General features: G+C 74.1%; 15 protein-coding genes. 11 read left to right on the top strand and 4 right to left on the bottom strand.

Annotated features, from left to right (window positions below; all coding sequences use genetic code 11):
- Positions 1–65: 65 nt before the first annotated feature.
- The 9 genes from ACZ6ZI_RS06755 (at position 66) to ACZ6ZI_RS06715 (ending at position 9,761) form a co-directional block, all read left to right on the top strand.
- The gene (locus ACZ6ZI_RS06755) at positions 66–866 is read left to right on the top strand and encodes a crotonase/enoyl-CoA hydratase family protein (protein WP_469517007.1); all 801 of its coding nucleotides are present in this window, start codon (positions 66–68) and stop codon (positions 864–866) included.
- 247 nt (positions 867–1,113) lie between these two features.
- On the top strand, positions 1,114–2,076 hold the full coding sequence (locus tag ACZ6ZI_RS06750) for a Zn-ribbon domain-containing OB-fold protein (RefSeq protein WP_469517005.1): 963 nt from the start codon (positions 1,114–1,116) through the stop codon (positions 2,074–2,076).
- The gene (locus ACZ6ZI_RS06745) at positions 2,076–3,146 is read left to right on the top strand and encodes a thiolase domain-containing protein (RefSeq protein WP_363054142.1); all 1,071 of its coding nucleotides are present in this window, start codon (positions 2,076–2,078) and stop codon (positions 3,144–3,146) included. The genes ACZ6ZI_RS06750 and ACZ6ZI_RS06745 overlap by 1 nt, the downstream gene beginning before the upstream one ends.
- A complete protein-coding gene (locus ACZ6ZI_RS06740; RefSeq protein ID WP_469517000.1) occupies positions 3,143–4,318 on the top strand; it encodes a thiolase domain-containing protein in 1,176 nt (391 codons plus the stop codon). The genes ACZ6ZI_RS06745 and ACZ6ZI_RS06740 overlap by 4 nt, the downstream gene beginning before the upstream one ends.
- A 237-nt stretch (positions 4,319–4,555) precedes the next feature.
- A complete protein-coding gene (locus ACZ6ZI_RS06735) occupies positions 4,556–4,795 on the top strand; it encodes a DUF397 domain-containing protein (RefSeq protein ID WP_363054140.1) in 240 nt (79 codons plus the stop codon).
- Between the two features lie 81 nt (positions 4,796–4,876).
- Positions 4,877–5,284, top strand: coding sequence for an ACT domain-containing protein (locus tag ACZ6ZI_RS06730; protein ID WP_469516996.1), 408 nt, complete (start codon positions 4,877–4,879; stop codon positions 5,282–5,284).
- A 101-nt stretch (positions 5,285–5,385) separates the two neighbouring features.
- Positions 5,386–8,103, top strand: a complete 2,718-nt coding sequence (locus ACZ6ZI_RS06725; RefSeq protein WP_469516992.1) for an ATP-binding protein — start codon at positions 5,386–5,388, stop codon at positions 8,101–8,103.
- Positions 8,104–8,237: 134 nt separating this feature from the next.
- The gene (locus ACZ6ZI_RS06720; protein ID WP_469516989.1) at positions 8,238–9,086 is read left to right on the top strand and encodes a maleylpyruvate isomerase family mycothiol-dependent enzyme; all 849 of its coding nucleotides are present in this window, start codon (positions 8,238–8,240) and stop codon (positions 9,084–9,086) included.
- A gap of 174 nt (positions 9,087–9,260) precedes the next feature.
- The gene (locus tag ACZ6ZI_RS06715; protein ID WP_363054136.1) at positions 9,261–9,761 is read left to right on the top strand and encodes a hypothetical protein; all 501 of its coding nucleotides are present in this window, start codon (positions 9,261–9,263) and stop codon (positions 9,759–9,761) included.
- 89 nt (positions 9,762–9,850) lie between these two features.
- Here the strand turns inward: ACZ6ZI_RS06715 and kstD are convergent, their stop codons facing one another.
- Positions 9,851–11,629, bottom strand: a complete 1,779-nt coding sequence (gene kstD / locus ACZ6ZI_RS06710) for a 3-oxosteroid 1-dehydrogenase (RefSeq protein WP_469516986.1) — start codon at positions 11,627–11,629, stop codon at positions 9,851–9,853.
- Between the two features lie 214 nt (positions 11,630–11,843).
- The gene (locus ACZ6ZI_RS06705; protein WP_469516982.1) at positions 11,844–12,968 is read right to left on the bottom strand and encodes an aminoglycoside phosphotransferase family protein; all 1,125 of its coding nucleotides are present in this window, start codon (positions 12,966–12,968) and stop codon (positions 11,844–11,846) included.
- A gap of 230 nt (positions 12,969–13,198) precedes the next feature.
- Between ACZ6ZI_RS06705 and ACZ6ZI_RS06700 the strand changes: the two genes are divergently transcribed.
- Positions 13,199–14,692 carry a DNA-binding protein NsdB gene (locus tag ACZ6ZI_RS06700; RefSeq protein ID WP_363054132.1) on the top strand — a complete coding sequence of 498 codons (1,494 nt, stop codon included), beginning with the start codon at positions 13,199–13,201 and terminating at the stop codon, positions 14,690–14,692.
- A gap of 117 nt (positions 14,693–14,809) precedes the next feature.
- Here ACZ6ZI_RS06700 and ACZ6ZI_RS06695 read toward each other — a convergent pair whose 3' ends face one another.
- Together ACZ6ZI_RS06695 and ACZ6ZI_RS06690 are read right to left on the bottom strand one after the other, a co-directional pair.
- Positions 14,810–16,234, bottom strand: coding sequence for a PP2C family protein-serine/threonine phosphatase (locus ACZ6ZI_RS06695; protein WP_469516978.1), 1,425 nt, complete (start codon positions 16,232–16,234; stop codon positions 14,810–14,812).
- Positions 16,235–16,478: 244 nt separating this feature from the next.
- Positions 16,479–16,730 carry an SCO4226 family nickel-binding protein gene (locus ACZ6ZI_RS06690; protein WP_469516974.1) on the bottom strand — a complete coding sequence of 84 codons (252 nt, stop codon included), beginning with the start codon at positions 16,728–16,730 and terminating at the stop codon, positions 16,479–16,481.
- Positions 16,731–17,061: 331 nt separating this feature from the next.
- Between ACZ6ZI_RS06690 and ACZ6ZI_RS06685 the strand changes: the two genes are divergently transcribed.
- Positions 17,062–19,293 carry a xanthine dehydrogenase family protein molybdopterin-binding subunit gene (locus tag ACZ6ZI_RS06685; RefSeq protein WP_469516971.1) on the top strand — a complete coding sequence of 744 codons (2,232 nt, stop codon included), beginning with the start codon at positions 17,062–17,064 and terminating at the stop codon, positions 19,291–19,293.
- Positions 19,294–19,300: the final 7 nt, after the last annotated feature.

The following is a 19,300-nucleotide window of genomic DNA, read 5'->3' as shown; positions in this document are numbered from 1 at the left end:
GAAACTCTTGAACTGCACCCTCCCCTCCTGCAACCTGTTCTAGGTCTTGAGACGGGAGGACGGCAATGGGTGGGACGGAACACCTGACCGTGGAGCGCCGGGGCGCCACGCTGGTACTCACCATGAACAGGCCGGAGGCGAAGAACGCGCTCTCGCTTCCCCTGCTGGTGGGGCTCTACGACGGCTGGCTCGAAGCGGACGCGGACGACACGGTCCGCTCCGTGGTCCTGACGGGCGCGGGCGGCGACTTCTGCGCCGGCATGGACCTCAAGGCGCTCGCCGGCGGGGGCATGGCGGGCGACCGGTACCGGGACCGGCTCAAGGCCGACCCCGACCTCCACTGGAAGGCCATGCTGCGCCACCACCGGCCGCGCAAGCCGGTCATCGCCGCCGTGGAGGGCTACTGCGTGGCCGGCGGGACCGAGATCCTCCAGGGCACGGACATCCGCGTCGCCGGCGCCGGCGCCACCTTCGGACTGTTCGAGGTCAGGCGGGGCCTGTTCCCGATCGGCGGCTCCACCGTCCGCCTGCCCCGCCAGATCCCGCGCACGCACGCGCTGGAGATGCTGCTCACCGGCCGCCCCTACGACGCCGAGGAGGCCGCGCGGATCGGCCTGGTGGGGCGGGTGGTGCCCGAGGGGACGGCCCTGGAGGCCGCCCTGGAGATCGCCGAACGGATCAACGCGTGCGGGCCGCTGGCCGTCGAGGCCGTCAAGGCCTCGGTGTACGAGACCGCCGCGATGACCGAGACCGACGGCCTCGCCTCCGAACTGGCGCGCGGGTGGCCCGTCTTCGACACCGCCGACGCGAAGGAGGGGGCGCGGGCCTTCGCCGAGAAGCGCCCGCCGGTCTACCGCCGGGCCTGACGCCCGCCGCGCCCCGCCCCGCGCCGCCCGCCGCGGCCGCCCCGCACCCGCACGCGTCCCGGCGCCCGCCCCCGCCCCGCGCGCGATCCCGCCGGGGACCGCCCCGCACCGTCACCCCCCGCACGGCCCCGCACCGGCACCCCCCGCACGGCACCGCCCCGCACCCCCGCACGGCACCGCCCCGCACCGGCGCCCCCGCACGTGCCCCGCCCCCGCACGGCACCCGCATCGAGCATCGGAGACCACCGTGACCGCCGCGTCCCCACCCGAGGTGCTCCGCGCGCCTCTCGTCGTAGAGTTCCCCTTCACCCGCTCGCTCGGGCCCGTCCAGAGCGCCTTCCTCACCGGGCTGCGCGAACGCGTCGTCCTCGGCGTCAGGACCGGCGACGGCCGGGTGATGGTCCCGCCCGTCGAGTACGACCCCGTCACCGCCGAGGAGATCCGCGAACTCGTCGAGGTCGCCCCCACCGGCACCGTCACCACCTGGGCCTGGAACGGCGCCCCCCGCCCCCACCAGCCCCTCGACACCCCCTTCGCCTGGGCCCTGGTCCGACTCGACGGCGCCGACACCGCGATCCTGCACGCCCTCGACGCCCCCGGCCCCGAAGCCGTCACCACCGGCATGCGGGTCCGGATCCGCTGGGCCGCCGAACGCACCGGCGCCATCACCGACATCGCCTGCTTCGAGCCCGACGCCGAGGAGCCCCCCGGACGGGCCGCCGCCCCGCACGACGGCCGCTTCGCCGACCCCGTCACCGGCATCGTCGCCGAGGCGCGCCTCGACTACACCTACAGCCCCGGCCGGTCCCAGACCGCCTACATCAACGCCCTCGCCGAGCACCGCACCGTCGGTGAGCGCTGCCCCTCCTGCCACAAGGTGTACGTCCCTCCCCGCGGCGCCTGCCCCACCTGCGGCGTCGCCACCACCGACCGGGTCGAGGTCGGACCGGCCGGCACCGTCACCACCTTCTGCATCGTCAACATCAAGGCCAGGAACCTGGACATCGAAGTCCCCTACGTCTACGCCCACATCGCCCTCGACGGCGCCGACCTCGCCCTCCACGCCCGGATCGGCGGCATCCCGTACGACCGGGTCCGCATGGGCCTGCGCGTCGAACCGGTGTGGACCGAGGGCGGCCGCCACCCCGACCACTACCGCCCCACCGGCGAGCCGGACGCGGACTACGACGCGTACAAGGAGCTCATCTGATGCCCCCGACCGCCACCGGACCCGCCCGCGAGGTCGCCGTCGTCGCGTTCGCGCAGAGCGACCACCTGCGCCGCACCGACGAACTCAGCGAAGTGGAAATGGTCATGCCGGTCCTGCACGAGGTGCTGGACCGTACCGGACTGAAGGCCGGCGAGATCGGCTTCACCTGCTCCGGCTCCAGCGATTACCTCGCCGGCCGCGCCTTCTCCTTCACCATGACCCTCGACGGCGTCGGCGCCTGGCCGCCGATCTCCGAGTCCCACGTCGAGATGGACGGAGCCTGGGCCCTCTACGAGGCCTGGGTCAAGATCCAGACGGGGGAGGCCGACACCGCGCTCGTCTACTCCTACGGGAAGTCCTCCCCGGGCTCCCTGCGCGACGTCCTCACCCGCCAGCTCGACCCCTACTACGTCGCCCCCCTGTGGCCCGACGCGGTCGCCCTCGCCGCGCTCCAGGCCCGCGCCCTGATCGACGCCGGCCACACCGACGAGGACGCCCTCGCCGCCATCGGCGCCCGCAGCCTGGCCGCCGCCGCCGACAACCCGCACGCCCAACTGCGCGGGGCGCCACGGCGCGGCGGACACGAGGTCGCCCCGCTGCGCACCGGCGACTGCCCGCCCGTCGGCGACGGCGCGGCCGCGATCGTCCTGGCCGCCGGCGACACCGCGCGCAGGCTGTGCGCGCGCCCCGCGTGGATCACCGGCATCGACCACCGCATCGAGGCGCACGGACTGGGCCTGCGCGACCTCACGGACTCCCCGTCCACCCGGCTGGCCGCCGAACGCGCCGGACTCTTCGACGCCCCGGTGGACACGGCCGAACTGCACGCCCCGTTCACCTCGCAGGAGGTCGTCCTGCGCCGGGCCCTCGGCCTCGGCGACGAGGTCGACGTCAACCCGTCCGGCGGGGCGCTCGCCGCCAACCCGATGATGGCCGCCGGCCTCATCCGCATCGGCGAGGCCGCCGCCCGGATCCACCGGGGCGCCTCCGACCGGGCCGTCGCCCACGCCACCTCCGGCCCCTGCCTCCAGCAGAACCTGGTCGCCGTCCTGGAAGGGGACCGAGCATGAGCACATCGGGCAAGGAGCCCGTCGCCGTCGTCGGGATCGGCCAGACCAAACACGTCGCCGCCCGCCACGACGTGTCCATCGCCGGCCTGGTCCGCGAGGCCGCCGCCCGCGCCCTCGCCGACGCCGAACTGACCTGGGCGGACATCGACGCCGTCGTCATCGGCAAGGCCCCCGACTTCTTCGAGGGCGTGATGATGCCGGAGCTGTACCTCGCCGACGCCCTCGGCGCCGTCGGCAAACCGATGCTCCGCGTCCACACGGCCGGCTCGGTCGGCGGTTCCACGGCACTGGTCGCCTCCAACCTCGTCGCCGCCCGCGTCCACAGCACCGTCCTCACCCTCGCCTTCGAGAAGCAGTCCGAGTCCAACGCCATGTGGGGCCTGTCCCTGCCCGTCCCCTTCCAACAGCCGCTGCTCGCGGGCGCCGGCGGGTTCTTCGCCCCGCACGTGCGCGCGTACATGCGGCGCACCGGCGCCCCCGACACCGTCGGCTCGCTCGTCGCCTACAAGGACCGCCGCAACGCGCTGAAGAACCCCTACGCGCACCTCCACGAGCACGACATCACCCTGGAGAAGGTCCAGGCCTCGCCCATGCTGTGGGACCCCATCCGCTACTCCGAGACCTGCCCCTCCTCCGACGGGGCCTGCGCGATGGTCCTCACCGACCGGGCGGGCGCCGCCCGCGCCCCCCGGCCCCCCGCCTGGCTGCACGGCGGGGCCATGCGCAGCGAACCGACGCTCTTCGCCGGCAAGGACTTCGTCTCCCCGCGGGCGGGCAAGGACTGCGCCGCCGACGTCTACCGGCAGGCCGGCGTCACCGACCCGCGCCGGGAGATCGACGCCGTCGAGATGTACGTCCCCTTCTCCTGGTACGAGCCCATGTGGCTGGAGAACCTCGGTTTCGCCGAGGAGGGCGAGGGCTGGAAGCTCACCGAGGCCGGGGTCACCGAACTCGACGGGGACCTGCCGGTCAACCCCTCCGGAGGCGTCCTGTCCACCAACCCGATCGGCGCCTCCGGCATGATCCGCTTCGCGGAGGCGGCCCTCCAGGTCCGCGGCGGGGCCGGGGAACACCAGATCCCGGACGCCCGCCGGGCCGTGGGCCACGCCTACGGCGGCGGGGCCCAGTTCTTCGCCATGTGGCTGGTCGGCGCCGAACCGCCGACCACCTGAAGGACCACCCGAAGGATCGCCCGGGCGGCCACCCGAAGGACCACCCGAAGGATCGCCCGGGCGGCCACCCGAAGGACCACCCGAAGGACCACCCGAAGGGCCCCCGAACGGCCACCCGATCGCGGCCGTGCGCCACCCCGACGCCCCGTGCGCCGGGGTGACGCACCGTGCCCTGTCCGACACCGCCCGCGATGGCTACCCTGGGCCCCCGGACGACGTACCGGGAGGAGCACGCACGTGGCCGAGAGCATGGTTTCGCGACCCTTCGCCGCCTGGAGCCGCAGGACGCTCGATCTCAGCGGGGCGGACTGGCGACCGGGCAGCGGCGAGGCGGGCGACGTCCAGATCGCCTTCGTCGAGGGGTTCATCGCGATGCGCAACGCGGAGCGCCCGGACGGCCCGTCGCTGGTCTTCGCACCGGGCGGGTGGCGCAGGTTCGTCCTGAACGCCGGCGGGGGCACGTACGACCGCACCTGACGCCGGCCCCCCGGCGTGCCCGCCCGGCCCGCCGGGCGGGCACGCCCCGCCGTCCCCGGGGCCGCCGCGTAGGGTGGGGGCATGAGCGGAGAACGTGACCTGCGGAAACTGCTGAGCGGCATGCGCCCCGAGCTGAACGACGGCAGCTACGTCTTCTGCACCCTCCCCGCCGGCGCCTCCCTGCCGACCGGGCTCGACCCCGTCGCCACCGTCCTGGAGGCCGAGGGCCGCACCCTGGTCCTGCGCCGGGAGGAGGCCGACGCCGCCGGCCTCGCCTACGCCTACACCGCGGGCTGGATCACCCTGCGCGTCCACTCCGCCCTCGACGCCGTCGGCCTCACCGGCGCCTTCGCCGCCGAACTCGCCGCCCACGGCCTCAGCTGCAACGTCATCGCCGGCTACCACCACGACCACCTCTTCGTGCCCGAGGAACGGGCCGCCGAGGCGGTCGCGGTACTGGAGCGACTGGCCATCCGTTCGACTGAATAGCGAAATCCGGAAAACATTCCGATCTTTCCCGACCTCAACCCCTCACCGGCGCGCACGCGGGCGTACGCTGATGCCCCGAACAGGCGTGGGGGGTACCAGCCATGACGGATCGACGGACCCGCACACGGCGCACGATCTTCGAACGCGAAGCCGAACTCGTCGCCGTCGACGAGGCCCTGGACCGGCTCACCGAGCCCGGGCCCGAGGCCGGCGGAGGGCTGCTCGCGCTCTCCGGCCCGGCCGGACTGGGCAAGACCACGCTCCTCGCGGAAGTGCGCCGCCGCACCCTCGCCCGCAACTGCACCCTCCTCGCCGCACGCGGCGGCGAACAGGAGCAGAGCCAGCCCTTCCACGTGGCCCGCCAACTGATCCAACCCCAGCTCGCCGGCCGCCCCGAGGCCGACCTGCGCGCCGCCCTCGGCGGCTGGTACTCCATCGTCGGCCCCGCCCTCGGCCTGTGCGCCCCCGAACAGGGCGCCGCACCCGACCCCCAGGGGCTGCGCGACGGACTCGACTGGGTGCTCACCCACCTCATCGTGCAACGCCCTCCCGTCGTCCTCGTCCTCGACGACGCCCACTGGGCCGACCCCGAATCCCTCGAATGGCTCGCCGCCTTCGCCCCGCGCGCCGAAAACCTGCCGCTGCTCCTCGTCGTCGCCTACCGCCCCGACGAACTCCCGGCGCACGCGGAGGCCTTCCGCACCCTGCCCGGCCGCGCCGGACGACGCCCGCTCACCCTCGCCCCGCTGAGCGCGGCGGCCGTGTCCACCCTCGTCCGCGAGGCCGTCGGGGACCACGCCGAGGACGCCTTCTGCCGCGAGGCCTGGGCCGTCACCACCGGCAACCCCTTCGAGGCCGTCGAACTCACCGCCAAGGTCCGGGCCAAGGGCCTCGACCCCACCGAGGCCAGCGCCCCGCTCCTGCGCGACCTCGCCGCCGCACAGCGCGGCAGCGGCCTCGTCGCCCGCCTCCACAGCCTCGGCCCCTCCACCGTCCGCTTCGCCTGGGCCTGCGCCGTCCTCGGCACCGCCATACCCCGCGAGATCGCCGCCCGCGTCGCCGGACTCGGCGCCCAGGAGGCCGCAGACGCCATGCGCCGCCTGTGGGCCGCCCGCATCCTGGCCGGCCCCGCGGACGAGGAGGAGGGCGGACTGGAGTTCGTCCACCCCCTCATCGCCACCGCCATCTACCGCGCCATCCCCGACGCCCTGCGCGTCGCCCTCCACGGCAGGACCGCGGCCGCCGTCGTCGACGCCGGGCTCGGCTCCGCGGCCGCCGCCCGCCACCTCCTGGAGACCCAGCCCGAGAGCGACCCCTGGGTGGTGCGCACCCTGCGGGAGGCCGCCGCCGAGAACCTCCGCTCCGGCGCCCCGGAGGCCGCCCGCAGACAACTGGCCCGTGCCCTCCAGGAGCCCCCGGACTTCGACGAACGCGCCGCCGTCCTCTACGAACTCGGCTGTGCCTCCCTGCTCACCGAACCCGCCAACACCGTCAACCACCTGCGGGCCGCCCTCGCCGAACCCGTCGAGGACCCGGCCCTGCGCCAGGGCATCGTCATCCGCCTCGCCCAGGTCCTCGCCCACAGCGACCACCTCCGCGAGGCCTCCGACCTGCTCGCCCGCGAGATACCGCACACCCAGGACGCCCGGGCCCGACTGCGCCTGCAGTCCGAACAGTTCATGTGGGACGCCTTCGACGCCGCCGAACCCGACTCCCCGGCCCGCTCCCGCCGCCTGGCCAAACTCGCCGACCACCTCACCGGCCGCGACCTCACCGAGCGCTACGTCATCGGCCTGCGCGCCTGGGACGCCTGCCTGCGCGGCGAGAACGTCGACGTGGTCCTCCACCACGCCGACCGGGTCCTGGAGACCCCCTTCAGCTGGGCCCACGCCGACCGGGGCTTCGAGGTCCCGGTCCTGGCCGCGATGGTCCACATGTACGCGGACCGGCCCGGCCGCGCCGAGGAACTCTTCGAGGCCGGCACCGCCGAGTTCGAACGCCAGGGCTGGCACGGCGCCCACCTCTCCTTCGCCTACAGCCTGCGCGCCTACATCCGCTACCGGCGCGGACGGCTCGTCGAGGCCGAGGAACTCGCCCGCGCCGGCCTGCGACTCGCCGAACGCGTGGGCCGCCGTACGCCCGTGCACTGGTACGCCATCGCCATCCTCGTCACCACCCTCATCGCCCGGGGCCGCGTCGACGAGGCCTGGGGACTGGCCCAGGAACACGAGTACGGGGAGCCCTTCCCCGCGGCCGTCGTCTTCCCCGACTCCCAGACGGTCTACGCCGAACTGCTCCTCGCCCTCGGCGACCGCAAGTCCGCCGCCGTCGAACTGGAGGCCGTGGAGCGACGGTTGACCCCGCGCGGCATCCAGAACCCGGCCTGGTGTCCCTGGCGGCTGCTGCTCGCCCGCGCGGTGGCCCCCGAGGACCCCGCCAGGGCCCGCGAGCTCGCCGCCGAAGCCCTCCGCCGGGCCCGCGCCTTCGGGGCGCCCTCCGCGATCGGGCAGGCCCTGCGCGTCGCGGCCGAGGTCGCCGAACCGCAGGACCGAGTCCCGCTGCTGTGGGAGGCCGTCAACCAGCTGGAGTCCTCCCCGGCCGGCTACGAACTGGCCCGCGCCCTGGGCGCCCTCGGCACGGAACTGCGCGACGCCCCCACCCTCACCCGCGCCCTGCTCACCGCCCGCACCTGCGGGGCCGACGCGCTCACCGCCGGCCTCACCGAACAGCTCATCGGCCTCGGCGGACCCCTGCCCTCCGACGACGCGCCCCCCGTGACCGCCGAACACTCCCGCACCCCGCGCCCCGTCACCCCCTAAAACCTGTCGTCAAACTCCCGCGGGGCCGCCCTCCGGGCGACGACAGGAGTGTGACGACAGGCCCTGGGACTCGCATCCGTTCGCCGCCGGCTCAACCCGGCGCGGCTCCGGCGGCCACGGGGCAGGGTGCCCGTATGGATCACTCGGAACACCTGGACCACCCCGCCCGCGTCGGCCTCTTGCGCGCCGAGGCGGCGGCGTTCGAGAAGGCCGTCCGGCGGGCGGTCGATCCCGGGCGTCGACCGCCGATGGTGCCGTCCTGCCCCGGCTGGTCGGTCTCCGACCTCATCGGGCACCTCGGCGGCGTCCAGCGCTTCCTCACCCACGTCCTGCGCGAACGGCTCGCCGAACCCCCCGCGGACCCCACCGACCCCTCCCTCTACGACCTCCCGGTCGACCCCACCGACCCCGTCGCCATGGCCGACTGGCCCGTGCCCGGGCGGACCCCCACCACGGCGCCCGTGCCGGCCCCGCTCCTCGACTGGTCCGCCGCCGCGGCCCGGAACCTGGCGGACACCCTGGAAGGACTCGGTCCGCACGTCCCGGTCTGGAGCTGGTCCCCCGAGCGCACCAGCGGCTTCTGGCTGCGGATGCAGACCATCGAGCAGGCCGTCCACCGCTGGGACGCCGAAGCGGTCACCGCACCGCCCGCCCCCTTCGACCCCGACCTCGCGGCGGACGCCGTCGCCCAGACGTTCGAGGTGATGGCCCCCGCCCGCCGCGGCTGGACGCAGGCCCCGCCCGGCACGGGGGAGCGCTACCGCTTCCGCCGCACCGACGGCCCCCACCTCTGGACGGTGGAGTTCCGCGGCGGCGAGGTCCGCTCCACCCCCGCGGACGACGGCCCCGTCCCCCTGGAGCTCGCGGGCACCGCCTCCGACCTGATGCTGTTCCTCTGGCAACGACTGCCCGCCGACCGGCTCCGCCTCACCGGCGCCCCGACCCTCGCGGACCACTGGTTCACACTGGTCCCTCCCGTCTGACCAGGGCGTCCGCCGCGGGGCCGGCCCCCCGCCCACCCGTAAGGAGCAGCCTTGATGAGCACCCCGTACGGACGGATCGCCGGGCCGCCGGCCCGCCGCGCGGCCCCTCCGGTTCCGCGCGGCGCAGGCCGGCCCCCGCGTCGGAAAGGCCGCGCGGCCACGTACCATGGCGGCATGTCCTTCCTCCGCCGCCACCGCGCCGCCACACCCGCCGGCCCGGACTTCGACGTCCTGGCCATGGACCCGGGGGACTGGCCGGGCAACCTCGGGGCCGGGCTGCTGCCCGCCGCCGACGGCAGCTGCCAAGGCGTCTTCCTGCGCTACGACCTCTTCGGCGGTCGCGGCCCCGCGATGATCATCGGAAACCTCCCCGAGGGATCCCCGGCCCGCGACCTCGCCGACGGCGAGGTCCCCTTCGAGGTGGCCCAGCTCCTCGCCGCCCTGGAGAACGACGAGGACGTCGAGGTCACCGGAGCCGAGGACTGCCCCGTCATGCAGGGCGACAACCTCCTCATCGTCCGCAAGATCAAGCTCTCCGAGAGCAGGATTTCCTGCGTGCAGTTCGACCGCAGCGACAACGTCCTCGTGACGATCGCCAGCTGGGACCGGCCGATCACCGACGACCTGTACGCGCTCCTGAAGCCGCTCCCCGCCGAGCTGTTCCAGCAGGGCTGACCGGCGGGCCGGGACACCGACCCGCCGCCGTTTGCCATCCCGCCCGCGCCGCCGGGCGGGGGCCCCACCGTAGACGGTCCGATCCGGCGCTACGCGTCCGCGATGTCGTTCGCCGCCACGTAGCCGAACGTCATCGCGGGCCCGATCGTCGAGCCGGCGCCCGCGTAGCTGTGGCCCATCACGGCCGCGCTCGCGTTCCCCGCCGCCCACAGGCCGCGGATCACGGAGCCGTCCTCCCGCAGCGCGCGGGCCCGCGCGTCCGTGACGATCCCGCCCTTCGTGCCGAGGTCCCCGGGGACGATCCGGAAGGCGTAGAACGGGGGCGCCCAGATCGGCGCCAGACACGAGTTCGGCTGCACGTTGGGGTCCGTGTAGTAGTGGTCGTACGCCGTGTCCCCCCGGTGGAAGTCGGTGTCCGTCCCGTTCCACGCCTGCGCGTTGAACCGGTTGAGGGTGGCCCGCAGGGCACCCGCCGGCACCCCGATCTGCCCCGCCAACGCGTCCCAGGTCCAGGCCTTCCGCGCCGCCCCCGAATCGAACCAGGCCTCCGGGAAGGGCAGCATCGGGAGGATGTCCTTGAACAGGTACTTGTTGCGGTAGTTCTGATCCACGATCAGCCAGGCCGGGATGTGCGAACCCGCCGCCGCGCGGTCCTTCTCGTACATCACGTGCACCACGTCGCTGTACGGCGCGGCCTCGTTCACGAACCGGGTCCCCGCCCGGTTCACGATCAGGCCGCCCGGCAGGGTCCGCTCCGCCAGACAGAAGTACGGCTCCCCGGGCAGCGGGATCGACGGACCCCACCAGGCGTCCTCCATCAACGCCAGCGCCGCGCCCGCCCGTTCGCCGGCCCGGATGCCGTCCCCGGTGTTCTCCTTCGCGCCCACCGACCACTGCGTGCCGATCGGCTGCTGCTGGTACCGCTCGCGCATCTCCGCGTTGTGTTCGAACCCGCCCGAGCCGATGACCACCCCCTTGCGGGCCCGTACGACGCCCCGTACGCCCTCCTTCTCCACCACGACCCCGGTCACCGCGCCCGCCTCCCGCACCAGGTCCACCAGCGGGCTGTTCAGCCACACCGGAACGCCGGCCCGCAGCAGGCCCGCCCGCAGCCCCGCGGCCAGGGCCTGACCCATCGTCAGCGGTTTCTCCCCGCGCAGGGCGGCCTTCGTCCCGCGCGCCAGGCACTCGGTGGACACCGCGAGACCCCGCGCGCTCACGGCCGCCAGGTTGAGCCACTTGTAGTCCTGGCTGAACACCACCATCCCGGCCGGAACCGGCATGTAGGCCGGGTTCAGCCGGGCCAGTTCGGCGCCCAGGAGGTTGCCGTCGATCTGGTCGGGCTCGATGGAGCGGCCGTTCGGCAGCCCGCCCGGCAGGTTCGGGTAGTAGTCGCTGTAGCCGTCCATGAACCGGAACCTCAGCGGACTGTTCGCCATGACGAAGTCCAGCATCCGGGGCCCGTTGGCCAGGAAGGCCCGACGCCGGTCCGCCGGCACCTCCGGGCCGACCACCGCCTCCAGGTACCGCTCCGCCTTCTCCGGGGTGTCCGGAACGCCCGCCCCCAGGATCACCGAATTGTTCGGCAGCCAGATGCCGGCCCCCGAGCGGGCGGCCGAACCGCCGAAGGTCGGCGCCTTCTCGACCACCAGCACGCTGAGCCCCCGCTTCGCGGCGGTCAGCGCGGCGGTCATCCCCGCGGCGCCCGAGCCGACCACCACCACGTCGTACTCGCCGAGCGGGCCGTCGGCCGCCCGCGCGACGGCGCCGGGCAACAGGCCGGCGGCGAGCACCCCGGCCCCCGTTCCGGCGAGCACCGTCCGACGGGACGGCAGGGCGGGGCGGGTGCGATCCGGACTCTCGGTCATGGGCAGGCTCCAACCGCTCGGGGGAGAAGGGACGGCGCCAGCGATTCTGATGCCGAGTCAGAAAAGGTGTTCGGGGGATCATGTGATGTCAAGGCCCGCGCGCCACCCCCGCGAGCGCGGCGCGGGAGCCCGGAGCCGTGGCGCGCGCACGCGAAAACGCCCGTGGCCCGCACGGGAGGTGTGCGGGCCACGGGATCGCCGGGCGAGGAGGGGGTCAGCGGGTGCCGACGGCCGCCCGGACCGCCCTGCGGGCCATCCCGGCGTCGTCGTGCAGGCGGCGCAGCAGCAGGCGCTGTTCCTCTCCGCAAGACAGTGCCCCCACGGGCAACGGCCGGTCGGGGGCGGTGGCCAGCATCGAGCGCTGCACCGCCGTCTCGGACATCCTGATCTCCCTCGTCAGCACCAGCATCAGGTTCACCAGGAAGGCGTCCCGGGCCACCGGGCCCGCCGATTGGGCGAGCCGGCTGATCTGGGCGCGTGCCGCCGGCGCGTCACCCAGGACCGCCCACAGCGTGGCCAGGTCGTAGCCCGGCAGGTACCAGCCCGCGTGTTCCCAGTCGAGGAGCACCGGCCCGGCGGGGGAGAGCAACAGGTTCGACAGCAGCGCGTCACCGTGGTTGAACTGCCACGGAGTCCCCGCCACCCGCACCCCGTGCAGCAGCTTCTGGAGGTCGCCGAAGTCCCGGTCGGTCAGCAGCCCCAGCTCGTGGTCCCGCGTGATCCGACGGGCGTAGTCCACCGGCTGGCCGAACAGCTCCGCCGGCGGTCGCCACTGGTTGACCCGGCACACGGCGCCCAGCGCCGTCCGCACGTCCGGCCTCGGCGGGGCCTCCACGGGATGCCGCTGAAGGGCCGCGACCCGCCCCGCCATCCGTTCCACGACCAGGACGCAGTTCTCCGGGTCCGCGGCGATCAGCCGGGGCACCCGGACCGGCGGGCGGTGCCGGACGAACGCCCGGTACGTCGCTATTTCGTGCCGGTACCGCTCGCGCCACTCGGGCGAGTGATCCAGTAAAACCTTCGCGACGACGGTCGTCCGACCCGTGGTGCCCACCAGCAGCACCGAACGGCCGCTGCGCCGCAGCACCTGCACCGGCGCGAACTCCGGACAGATCCGCTGGACCGACGCGAGCGCGGTGCGCAACTGCGCCCCCTGCGGGCCGGACAGGTCGAGTCTTCCGCTCAGCGGCTGCGGTCCGGCACCCGGCAACCGCCGGGAGCGCACGGCGCCCTGCACCGGAGGGGTCGGGCGTCCGGGTTCGAGGTAGGGGCCGCCGCCCGCCTGGAGCGTGCGGTGCGACCGGACCGGGGCGGACACGGAGGACGTTGCTGCGTACATGGCGTTTACGGTTCCCTTCGTGCGCCGACGAGTTGCGTACGCCACCCCGCCGATCCCGTACTTCACCCTGGGGAGTTCCGCCGGTGACCGGGGCGGGGAGGCGCATTCCTACCTGACACCCGGCGGTCCCTGGCGAACCACCGGGCGTGCCCTGGCGAACCCTGGCGAATAGTCCCCGGTCACCTGACGGGGGGCTACTGTCAACTCAGCCGAGAACCTGGGGGCTTGACGTGAGCAAGGGTCCAAACACCCGTCTGAACGACCTGTTCGGCCTGGCCGGCTGGTCCAAGGGCGAACTGGCGAGGATGGTCAACCGGCAGGCGGCCGCCATGGGCCACCACCAGCTGGCCACCGACACCTCGCGGGTGCGGCGCTGGATCGACATGGGGGAGACCCCGCGCGAGCCGGTGCCCACGGTACTGGCAGCACTGTTCACCGAGCGGCTCGGTCGTGTCGTGACCATCGAGGACCTCGGGTTCGTACGGCAGCGGCGCACCACCAAGAGGCAGCCGGACGGGGCGAAGGAGAACCCCGACGGCGTGCCCTGGGCGCCCGAACGCACAGCCGCGGTCCTCACCGAATTCACGGGAATGGACCTCATGCTCAACCGTCGCGGTCTGATGGGCGCGGGAGCCGCGCTCACCGCCGGCTCAGTCCTCAGCAACGCCATGTACGACTGGCTGCACACCGACCCCGCCGCGGGCGTGCCCGCACAGCGCTTCGGCGACTCCTACCAGGCCGATCCGGCGGGTTACGACCGCTACGAGGCCGCCCCCATCGGCTCCCAGGAGATCGAGGCCCTGGAGCGCTCCGTCGAGGTCTTCCGCGCCTGGGACGCCTCCAGAGGCGGCGGACTCCAGCGCAAGGCCGTGGTCGGCCAGCTCAACGAGGTGGGAGGCATGCTCGCCTACCACCACCCCGACCACCTCCAGCGGCGGCTGTGGGGGGTGGCGGCCAACCTGGCGGTGCTGGCGGGCTGGATGTCGCACGACGTCGGCCTCGAACCGACCGCGCAGAAGTACTTCGTCATCGCCGCACACGCGGCCCGCGAGGGCGGCGACCGCCCGCGCGCCGGCGAGGCCCTGTCCCGGGCCGCCCGCCAGATGGTCCACCTGGGCAAGCCGGGCGAGGCCCTGGACCTGATGAAGCTCGCGAAGTCCGGTTCGGGCGAGCAGACCCTGCCGCGCACCCGCGCCATGCTGCACACCATCGAGGCCTGGGCGCAGGCCGCCATGGGCAAGGGGCAGGCCATGCGCCGCACGCTGGGCGAGGCCGAGGACCTGTTCGTCTCCGACAAGGGCGACGTCCCGCCGCCCTCCTGGATGCAGCACTTCGACGAGGCCGACCTCCACGGCATGCAGGCCCTGGCGTACCGGACCCTCGCCGACCACGACGCCTCGGCGGCGCCGGTGGCCGCGCGCCACGCCCGCGAGGCGCTGCGGCTGCGCGGCGACGGCTACCAGCGCTCGCAGATCTTCGACTACATCTCGATGGCGTCGGCCTGCTTCATCGCGGACGACCCGGAACAGGCCGACCGCTACGCCCGGCTCGCGCTGGTCTCCATGAACGAGACCTCCTCCCACCGCACGTGGGACCGACTGCGCGAGATGTACCGGCTCACCGGCCAGTACGCCGGCTACGCGCGCATCGAGGACCTGCGCGAGGAGATCAAGCAGGCCCTCCCGAACAGCCCGTCGCCGCTGGAGCGGGGTGCGGTGATCTGAGTGGCTCCGGACGGCAGACCGCATCCGGAGCACGAGGAGGGCCGCACCCCGCGGGGCGCGGCCCTCGAATCCCGCTGACGGGTCAACCGTCCCGCCGACCGTCCGCCCGTGCCGGAGTCAGCCGCCGATCCGGGCGACGAGCACGCACGCGTCGTCCTCGCGCTCGCTCTCGCCGAACTCCTCCGTCACCATCCGCACGCAGTCCCGGGCCGAACGCGCGACGGTGAGGCGGGGCGCCATGGCGAGGAGCCGCTCGGTCGCGTCGGCCCGGCTGAACTCGATGCTGCGCGGGGTGAGTCCGTCGGTGTACAGGACGAGTACGTCGCCCTCCTCCAGCCGTTCCTCGGCCTGCCCGTACGCCGCCCCGGAGGTGGCCCCCAGCAGGACGCCCTCGGGGGGTTGCAGCGCGCGACCCTGCCCCCGGCGGAACAGCAGGGGCGCGGGGTGTCCGGCCTGCGCCCAGGTGAGCACGCGGCGGGCGGGGTCGTAGCGGCAGCAGACGGCGGAGCCCAGGGCGGGCTGGACGGAGGCCTCCAGCAACTGGTTGAGCCACCCCATCAGGGGGCCCGGCTCGATGCCGGCCATGGCCATCCCGCGCAGGGCGCCGAGCATCATCGCCATCCCGGAGGTGGCGGTGACCCCGTGTCCGGTCAGGTCGCCGACCGTCAGGAGGGAGCGTCCGTCGGGGAGTTCGAGGGCGTCGTACCAGTCGCCGCCGATGAGCGCGCTGGTCGAGGAGGGGAGGTAGTGCGCGGCGACGTCCATCGCGCCCGCGTGGTCGTGCGGGAACCGCAGGGAGCCGCGCCACGGGGGGAGCACGGCTTCCTGCAGTTCGACCGCCAGCCGGTGCTCCGTCTGCGCGATCTCCCGCCGGCGTTGGAGCGAGTCGCGTGACTCGCGCACCGCCCGCTGGCTCCTGCGCAGTTCGCTCACGTCCCGCAGCACGGCCCACATGGAGGCCGTGCAGCCGTCGGAGTCGAGGACCGGCTCGCCCCTCATGTGGAGCGTCCGGACACGGCCGTCGGCCCGGACGATCCTGAACTCCCCGTCTATCGGCTTCCCGTCGACCAGGCAGTCGGTCACCATCGCGGTGAGCAGCGGCTGGTCCTCGGAGAACAGGGTGGAGCCCAGTTCGTCGAGGGGGAGCGGGCCGGACTCGGGGGAGCGGCCGAAGATCTGGAAGAGTTCCTCGGACCAGGTGACCTCGTCCGTCAGCAGGTTCCACTCGGCGCTGCCGACGCGGGTCTGGCGGTCCTCGGGCGCGGACTCCGGGGGCGCCTGCGGCGGTTCCGCCCGGTCGGGAACGGGCGGCAGCCCCTCCTTGAGCTGGCCCAGGTGCTGGCCCAGGTCGTCGAGGTGGTGGACGGCCAGGTCGCACAGCGCCCGCTGCCAACGGCCCTGGGCGTCGTCGTCGTCGACGACGGTGTCGCGGCGCACCGCGTCCACTTCTCCGCGCAGCCGGCGGGTCTGCGAGATCAGGGCGTCCACCGACCCGGGCTCTGGCGGCTGCGCGGGACGGTCCGCGTACAGGTGGGAGGGCATGAGGACTCCGATACAGGCGCGGCACGGCCAGGTCTGAAAGAAGGACCGGTTACGACTGTTGCACAGCGGGCGATGGCCTGTAAGGCGTTTGGCAACATCCGTAACGTTCTTGCTCGGGGCATATGCCCCGGGCCTCCCCGTCCGGCTTGTCCCTGTGCGAACGAATCCGGTCAGCCGAGGTCGGGCCCGCATCCACGGGCCCGACCGGGTGCCGCGACCCGCGCGGCGGGCGGGCGTGCGGGCGTCAGGAGACGCTCACCGGCACCGGGTGGATCTCGGCCGCGGGGTGTCCGGTCCGCTCGTGGATCCGTTGCACCGCCTCGGCGGAGGGTCCCTCGGACAGGCAGTAGACCGTGCCCGAGTCGGGGTCGGCCCAGGCCTGCTTGAAGTGCACGCCCTCCTCGGCCTCGATCGCCAGGTCCGCCCGGTGCGCCTCCATCAGCTGGTCGGCGGTGATGCCCTTCATACCCGTGTGCACATCCATGAAGGTGGCCATCTCGCCACACCTCCTTTCCGTCCACTCCATCGTCCGCCTCGCGGGGGGTTCGGTCGAACGCGGGCGGGGGACCGGCAGGACCGGCCGGAAACCGGCCGTCACGGGCGGTCCGTTCGAGCACGCGGACGGGGTGTACGGGGCTCCACCGGGGCCTTTTCCGTCCGTCGGGGCGGTCATTGCTCCTTCAGGGGGACCCCCCGAACGAAGGACCCCGCGGGCGCGATGCCCCTTCCCACCCCACCCGGTGATCGCTACCCTACGTGTCGGTAACGAGCCGGGGCCGCCCGCGCGGGCGGGACGGAACAACGGAACAGGGGCGGGGACGGAACGGATGAAGACACGACGAGGCGGCACCGCCGGACCCGACAGACGTTCCTTCCTGACGTACCTGGTCGCCGCCCCGACCCTGGCCCTGGTCACCCGCGCAGGGGCCGACGCGCTCGCCCCGCAGCCGGCCGCGGCCGCCATCCCCTCCCTGCCCGCCATCGCGGACCTGGTGGACCTCGGCGACCTCTTCATCCTGGCCGGCGCCCCCACCTCCGCCCTGCTCGCCCTCGCCGTCGACCCGGACGGCACGATCCGCTTCCGGCTGCCGCGCGAGGAGGTCGGCCAGGGCCTCACCACCGCCGTCGCCATGCTCGTCGCGGAGGAACTCGACGCACCCCTGCACACCGTCCGCGTGGAACTCGACGACGCCCGCCCCGAGCTGCTGTTCAACCAGCTCACCGGCTCCTCCAACTCCATCCGCTCGCTGTACGGCCCCGTCCGCCAGTGCGCCGCCACCGCCCGCGCCCGCCTCGTCGCGGCCGCCGCCGCGCGGTGGAAGGTCCCCGCCGCGGGCCTGACCACCGCGGCCGGCTCCGTACGGGCCCCCGACGGACGCACCGCCGACTACGGCGCCCTCGCCGCGGCCGCCGCCGCGCCGGGACTCCTCGTACCCCCGGCATCGCCGAAGCCCGCCGCGCGGCACACCCTGATCGGCAGGGCCACCGGCCGGGTCGACGCCCGCGCCATGGTCACCGGGGCCCAGCGCTACACGCTCGACCTCGACGTACCGGGCGCCAAGCCCTGCGTGCTGCGCCGTCCGCCCACCCTCGGGGGCACCGTCTCGGCCGTCACCAACCTCGACGCCGTCCGGGCGATGCCCGGGGTCCTGCACGTGGTGACCGTCCCCACCGGCGTCGCCGTCGTCGCCGAGACCTTCGGCCAGGCCATGGACGCCAAGGCCGCGCTGCGGGTCGAATGGGGCCCGGGCCCCGCCGACCGGCTCTCCGACGCGCAGGTCCGCGCGAAGCTGCGCGCCGCCAACCCGGCGCCGCTGCTGCCGCCGCTGCTCACGCCGTACGTGGACGCCGAGTTCGACTTCGCCTTCGTCAGCCACGCCCCGATGGAGACCAACTCCGCCATCGCCGACGTGCGCGAGGACCGGGCCGAGATCTGGTCCGGCCTCAAGTCCCCCATCGTCGCCCGGCAGACCATCGCCGCCGAGCTGGGCCTGCCCGTGGGCGCGGTGAAGGTGCACGTCGTCCAGGCGGGCGGCTCCTTCGGCCGCCGGCTGTTCTTCGACGCGGCCCTGGAGGCGGCCCGGGTCTCGAAGGCCTGCCGCCGTCCCGTGCGCCTGATGTGGACGCGGGTGGACGACACCCGCCACGGCCGGATGCGTCCCGCGACCCACCACCGCATCCGGGCCACCCACCTCCTCGGCGAGGTCCTGAGCTTCGAGCACCGGGTCGCCGCCGCCGAGACCGATTTCCGGCACGGCCTCGGGGAGATCATCACCGCCACCGCCGCGAGCCTGCCGTCGGGCATCGGCAACGCCACCCTCGCCCAGACCCTGTTCCTCACCACGATCAAGTCCCCGTACCACTTCGGGCTCACCACGCAGGCCCTGACCGAAGTGCCGACCGGCATCCCCACCGGGTCCTGGCGTTCGGTGTATTCGGCCAACACCCGGGGCGCCGAGGAGATCGTGGTCGACGAGCTGGCCGCCGCCACCGGCAAGGACCCGTACGCCTTCCGGCGCGCCTTCCTGAAGACGGACGCCCAGCGCGCCGTGCTGGAGAAGGTGGCCGCGGAGGGGCGGTGGGGCAGGGCCATGCCGGCCGGCTGCGCGCAGGGCATCGCCTTCCACGAGGAGTACAAGTCCCGCACCGCCTGCCTGGTGGAGATCGACACCCGCGACCCCGAGCGGGCGCGGGTCACCAAGGCGGTCATCGCCGTCGACGTGGGCCTGCCCGTCAACCCGCGCGGGCTGGAGGCCCAGATGATCGGCGGTCTCACCGACGCGATCTCCACGACCCTGCGGGCCGGGCTGCACCTGGACAAGGGGCTTCCGCTGGAGGGAAGTTACAGCCAGTTCCACTGGGCGCAGCAGCGGGACACCCCGCGTGACGTACGGGTCTTCGTGCTCCCGGCCACCGGCACCGAGCCGGGCGGGGCGGGTGAGCTGGGGGTGCCGGCCGCCGTCGGGGCCATCGCCAACGCCTGGGCCCGGGCCACCGGTTCCAAGCCCCGCAGCTTCCCCCTGGACTTCGACGTCGACTTCACCCCCTACCCGCGCTGATCCCGCC

Source organism: Streptomyces sp. NPDC103540 (genome assembly GCF_055584445.1).
This window is presented reverse-complemented; position numbering and strand designations above follow the sequence as displayed.

Coding starts and splice junctions, on each gene's coding strand:
- ACZ6ZI_RS06755 (WP_469517007.1), top strand. CDS start 66: ATGGGTGGGACGGAACACCTGACCGTGGAGCGCCGGGGCGCCACGCTG.
- ACZ6ZI_RS06745 (WP_363054142.1), top strand. CDS start 2,076: ATGCCCCCGACCGCCACCGGACCCGCCCGCGAGGTCGCCGTCGTCGCG.
- ACZ6ZI_RS06740 (WP_469517000.1), top strand. CDS start 3,143: ATGAGCACATCGGGCAAGGAGCCCGTCGCCGTCGTCGGGATCGGCCAG.
- ACZ6ZI_RS06730 (WP_469516996.1), top strand. CDS start 4,877: ATGAGCGGAGAACGTGACCTGCGGAAACTGCTGAGCGGCATGCGCCCC.
- ACZ6ZI_RS06725 (WP_469516992.1), top strand. CDS start 5,386: ATGACGGATCGACGGACCCGCACACGGCGCACGATCTTCGAACGCGAA.
- ACZ6ZI_RS06720 (WP_469516989.1), top strand. CDS start 8,238: ATGGATCACTCGGAACACCTGGACCACCCCGCCCGCGTCGGCCTCTTG.
- ACZ6ZI_RS06715 (WP_363054136.1), top strand. CDS start 9,261: ATGTCCTTCCTCCGCCGCCACCGCGCCGCCACACCCGCCGGCCCGGAC.
- kstD (WP_469516986.1), bottom strand. CDS start 11,629: ATGACCGAGAGTCCGGATCGCACCCGCCCCGCCCTGCCGTCCCGTCGG.
- ACZ6ZI_RS06705 (WP_469516982.1), bottom strand. CDS start 12,968: ATGTACGCAGCAACGTCCTCCGTGTCCGCCCCGGTCCGGTCGCACCGC.
- ACZ6ZI_RS06695 (WP_469516978.1), bottom strand. CDS start 16,234: ATGCCCTCCCACCTGTACGCGGACCGTCCCGCGCAGCCGCCAGAGCCC.
- ACZ6ZI_RS06690 (WP_469516974.1), bottom strand. CDS start 16,730: ATGGCCACCTTCATGGATGTGCACACGGGTATGAAGGGCATCACCGCC.
- ACZ6ZI_RS06685 (WP_469516971.1), top strand. CDS start 17,062: ATGAAGACACGACGAGGCGGCACCGCCGGACCCGACAGACGTTCCTTC.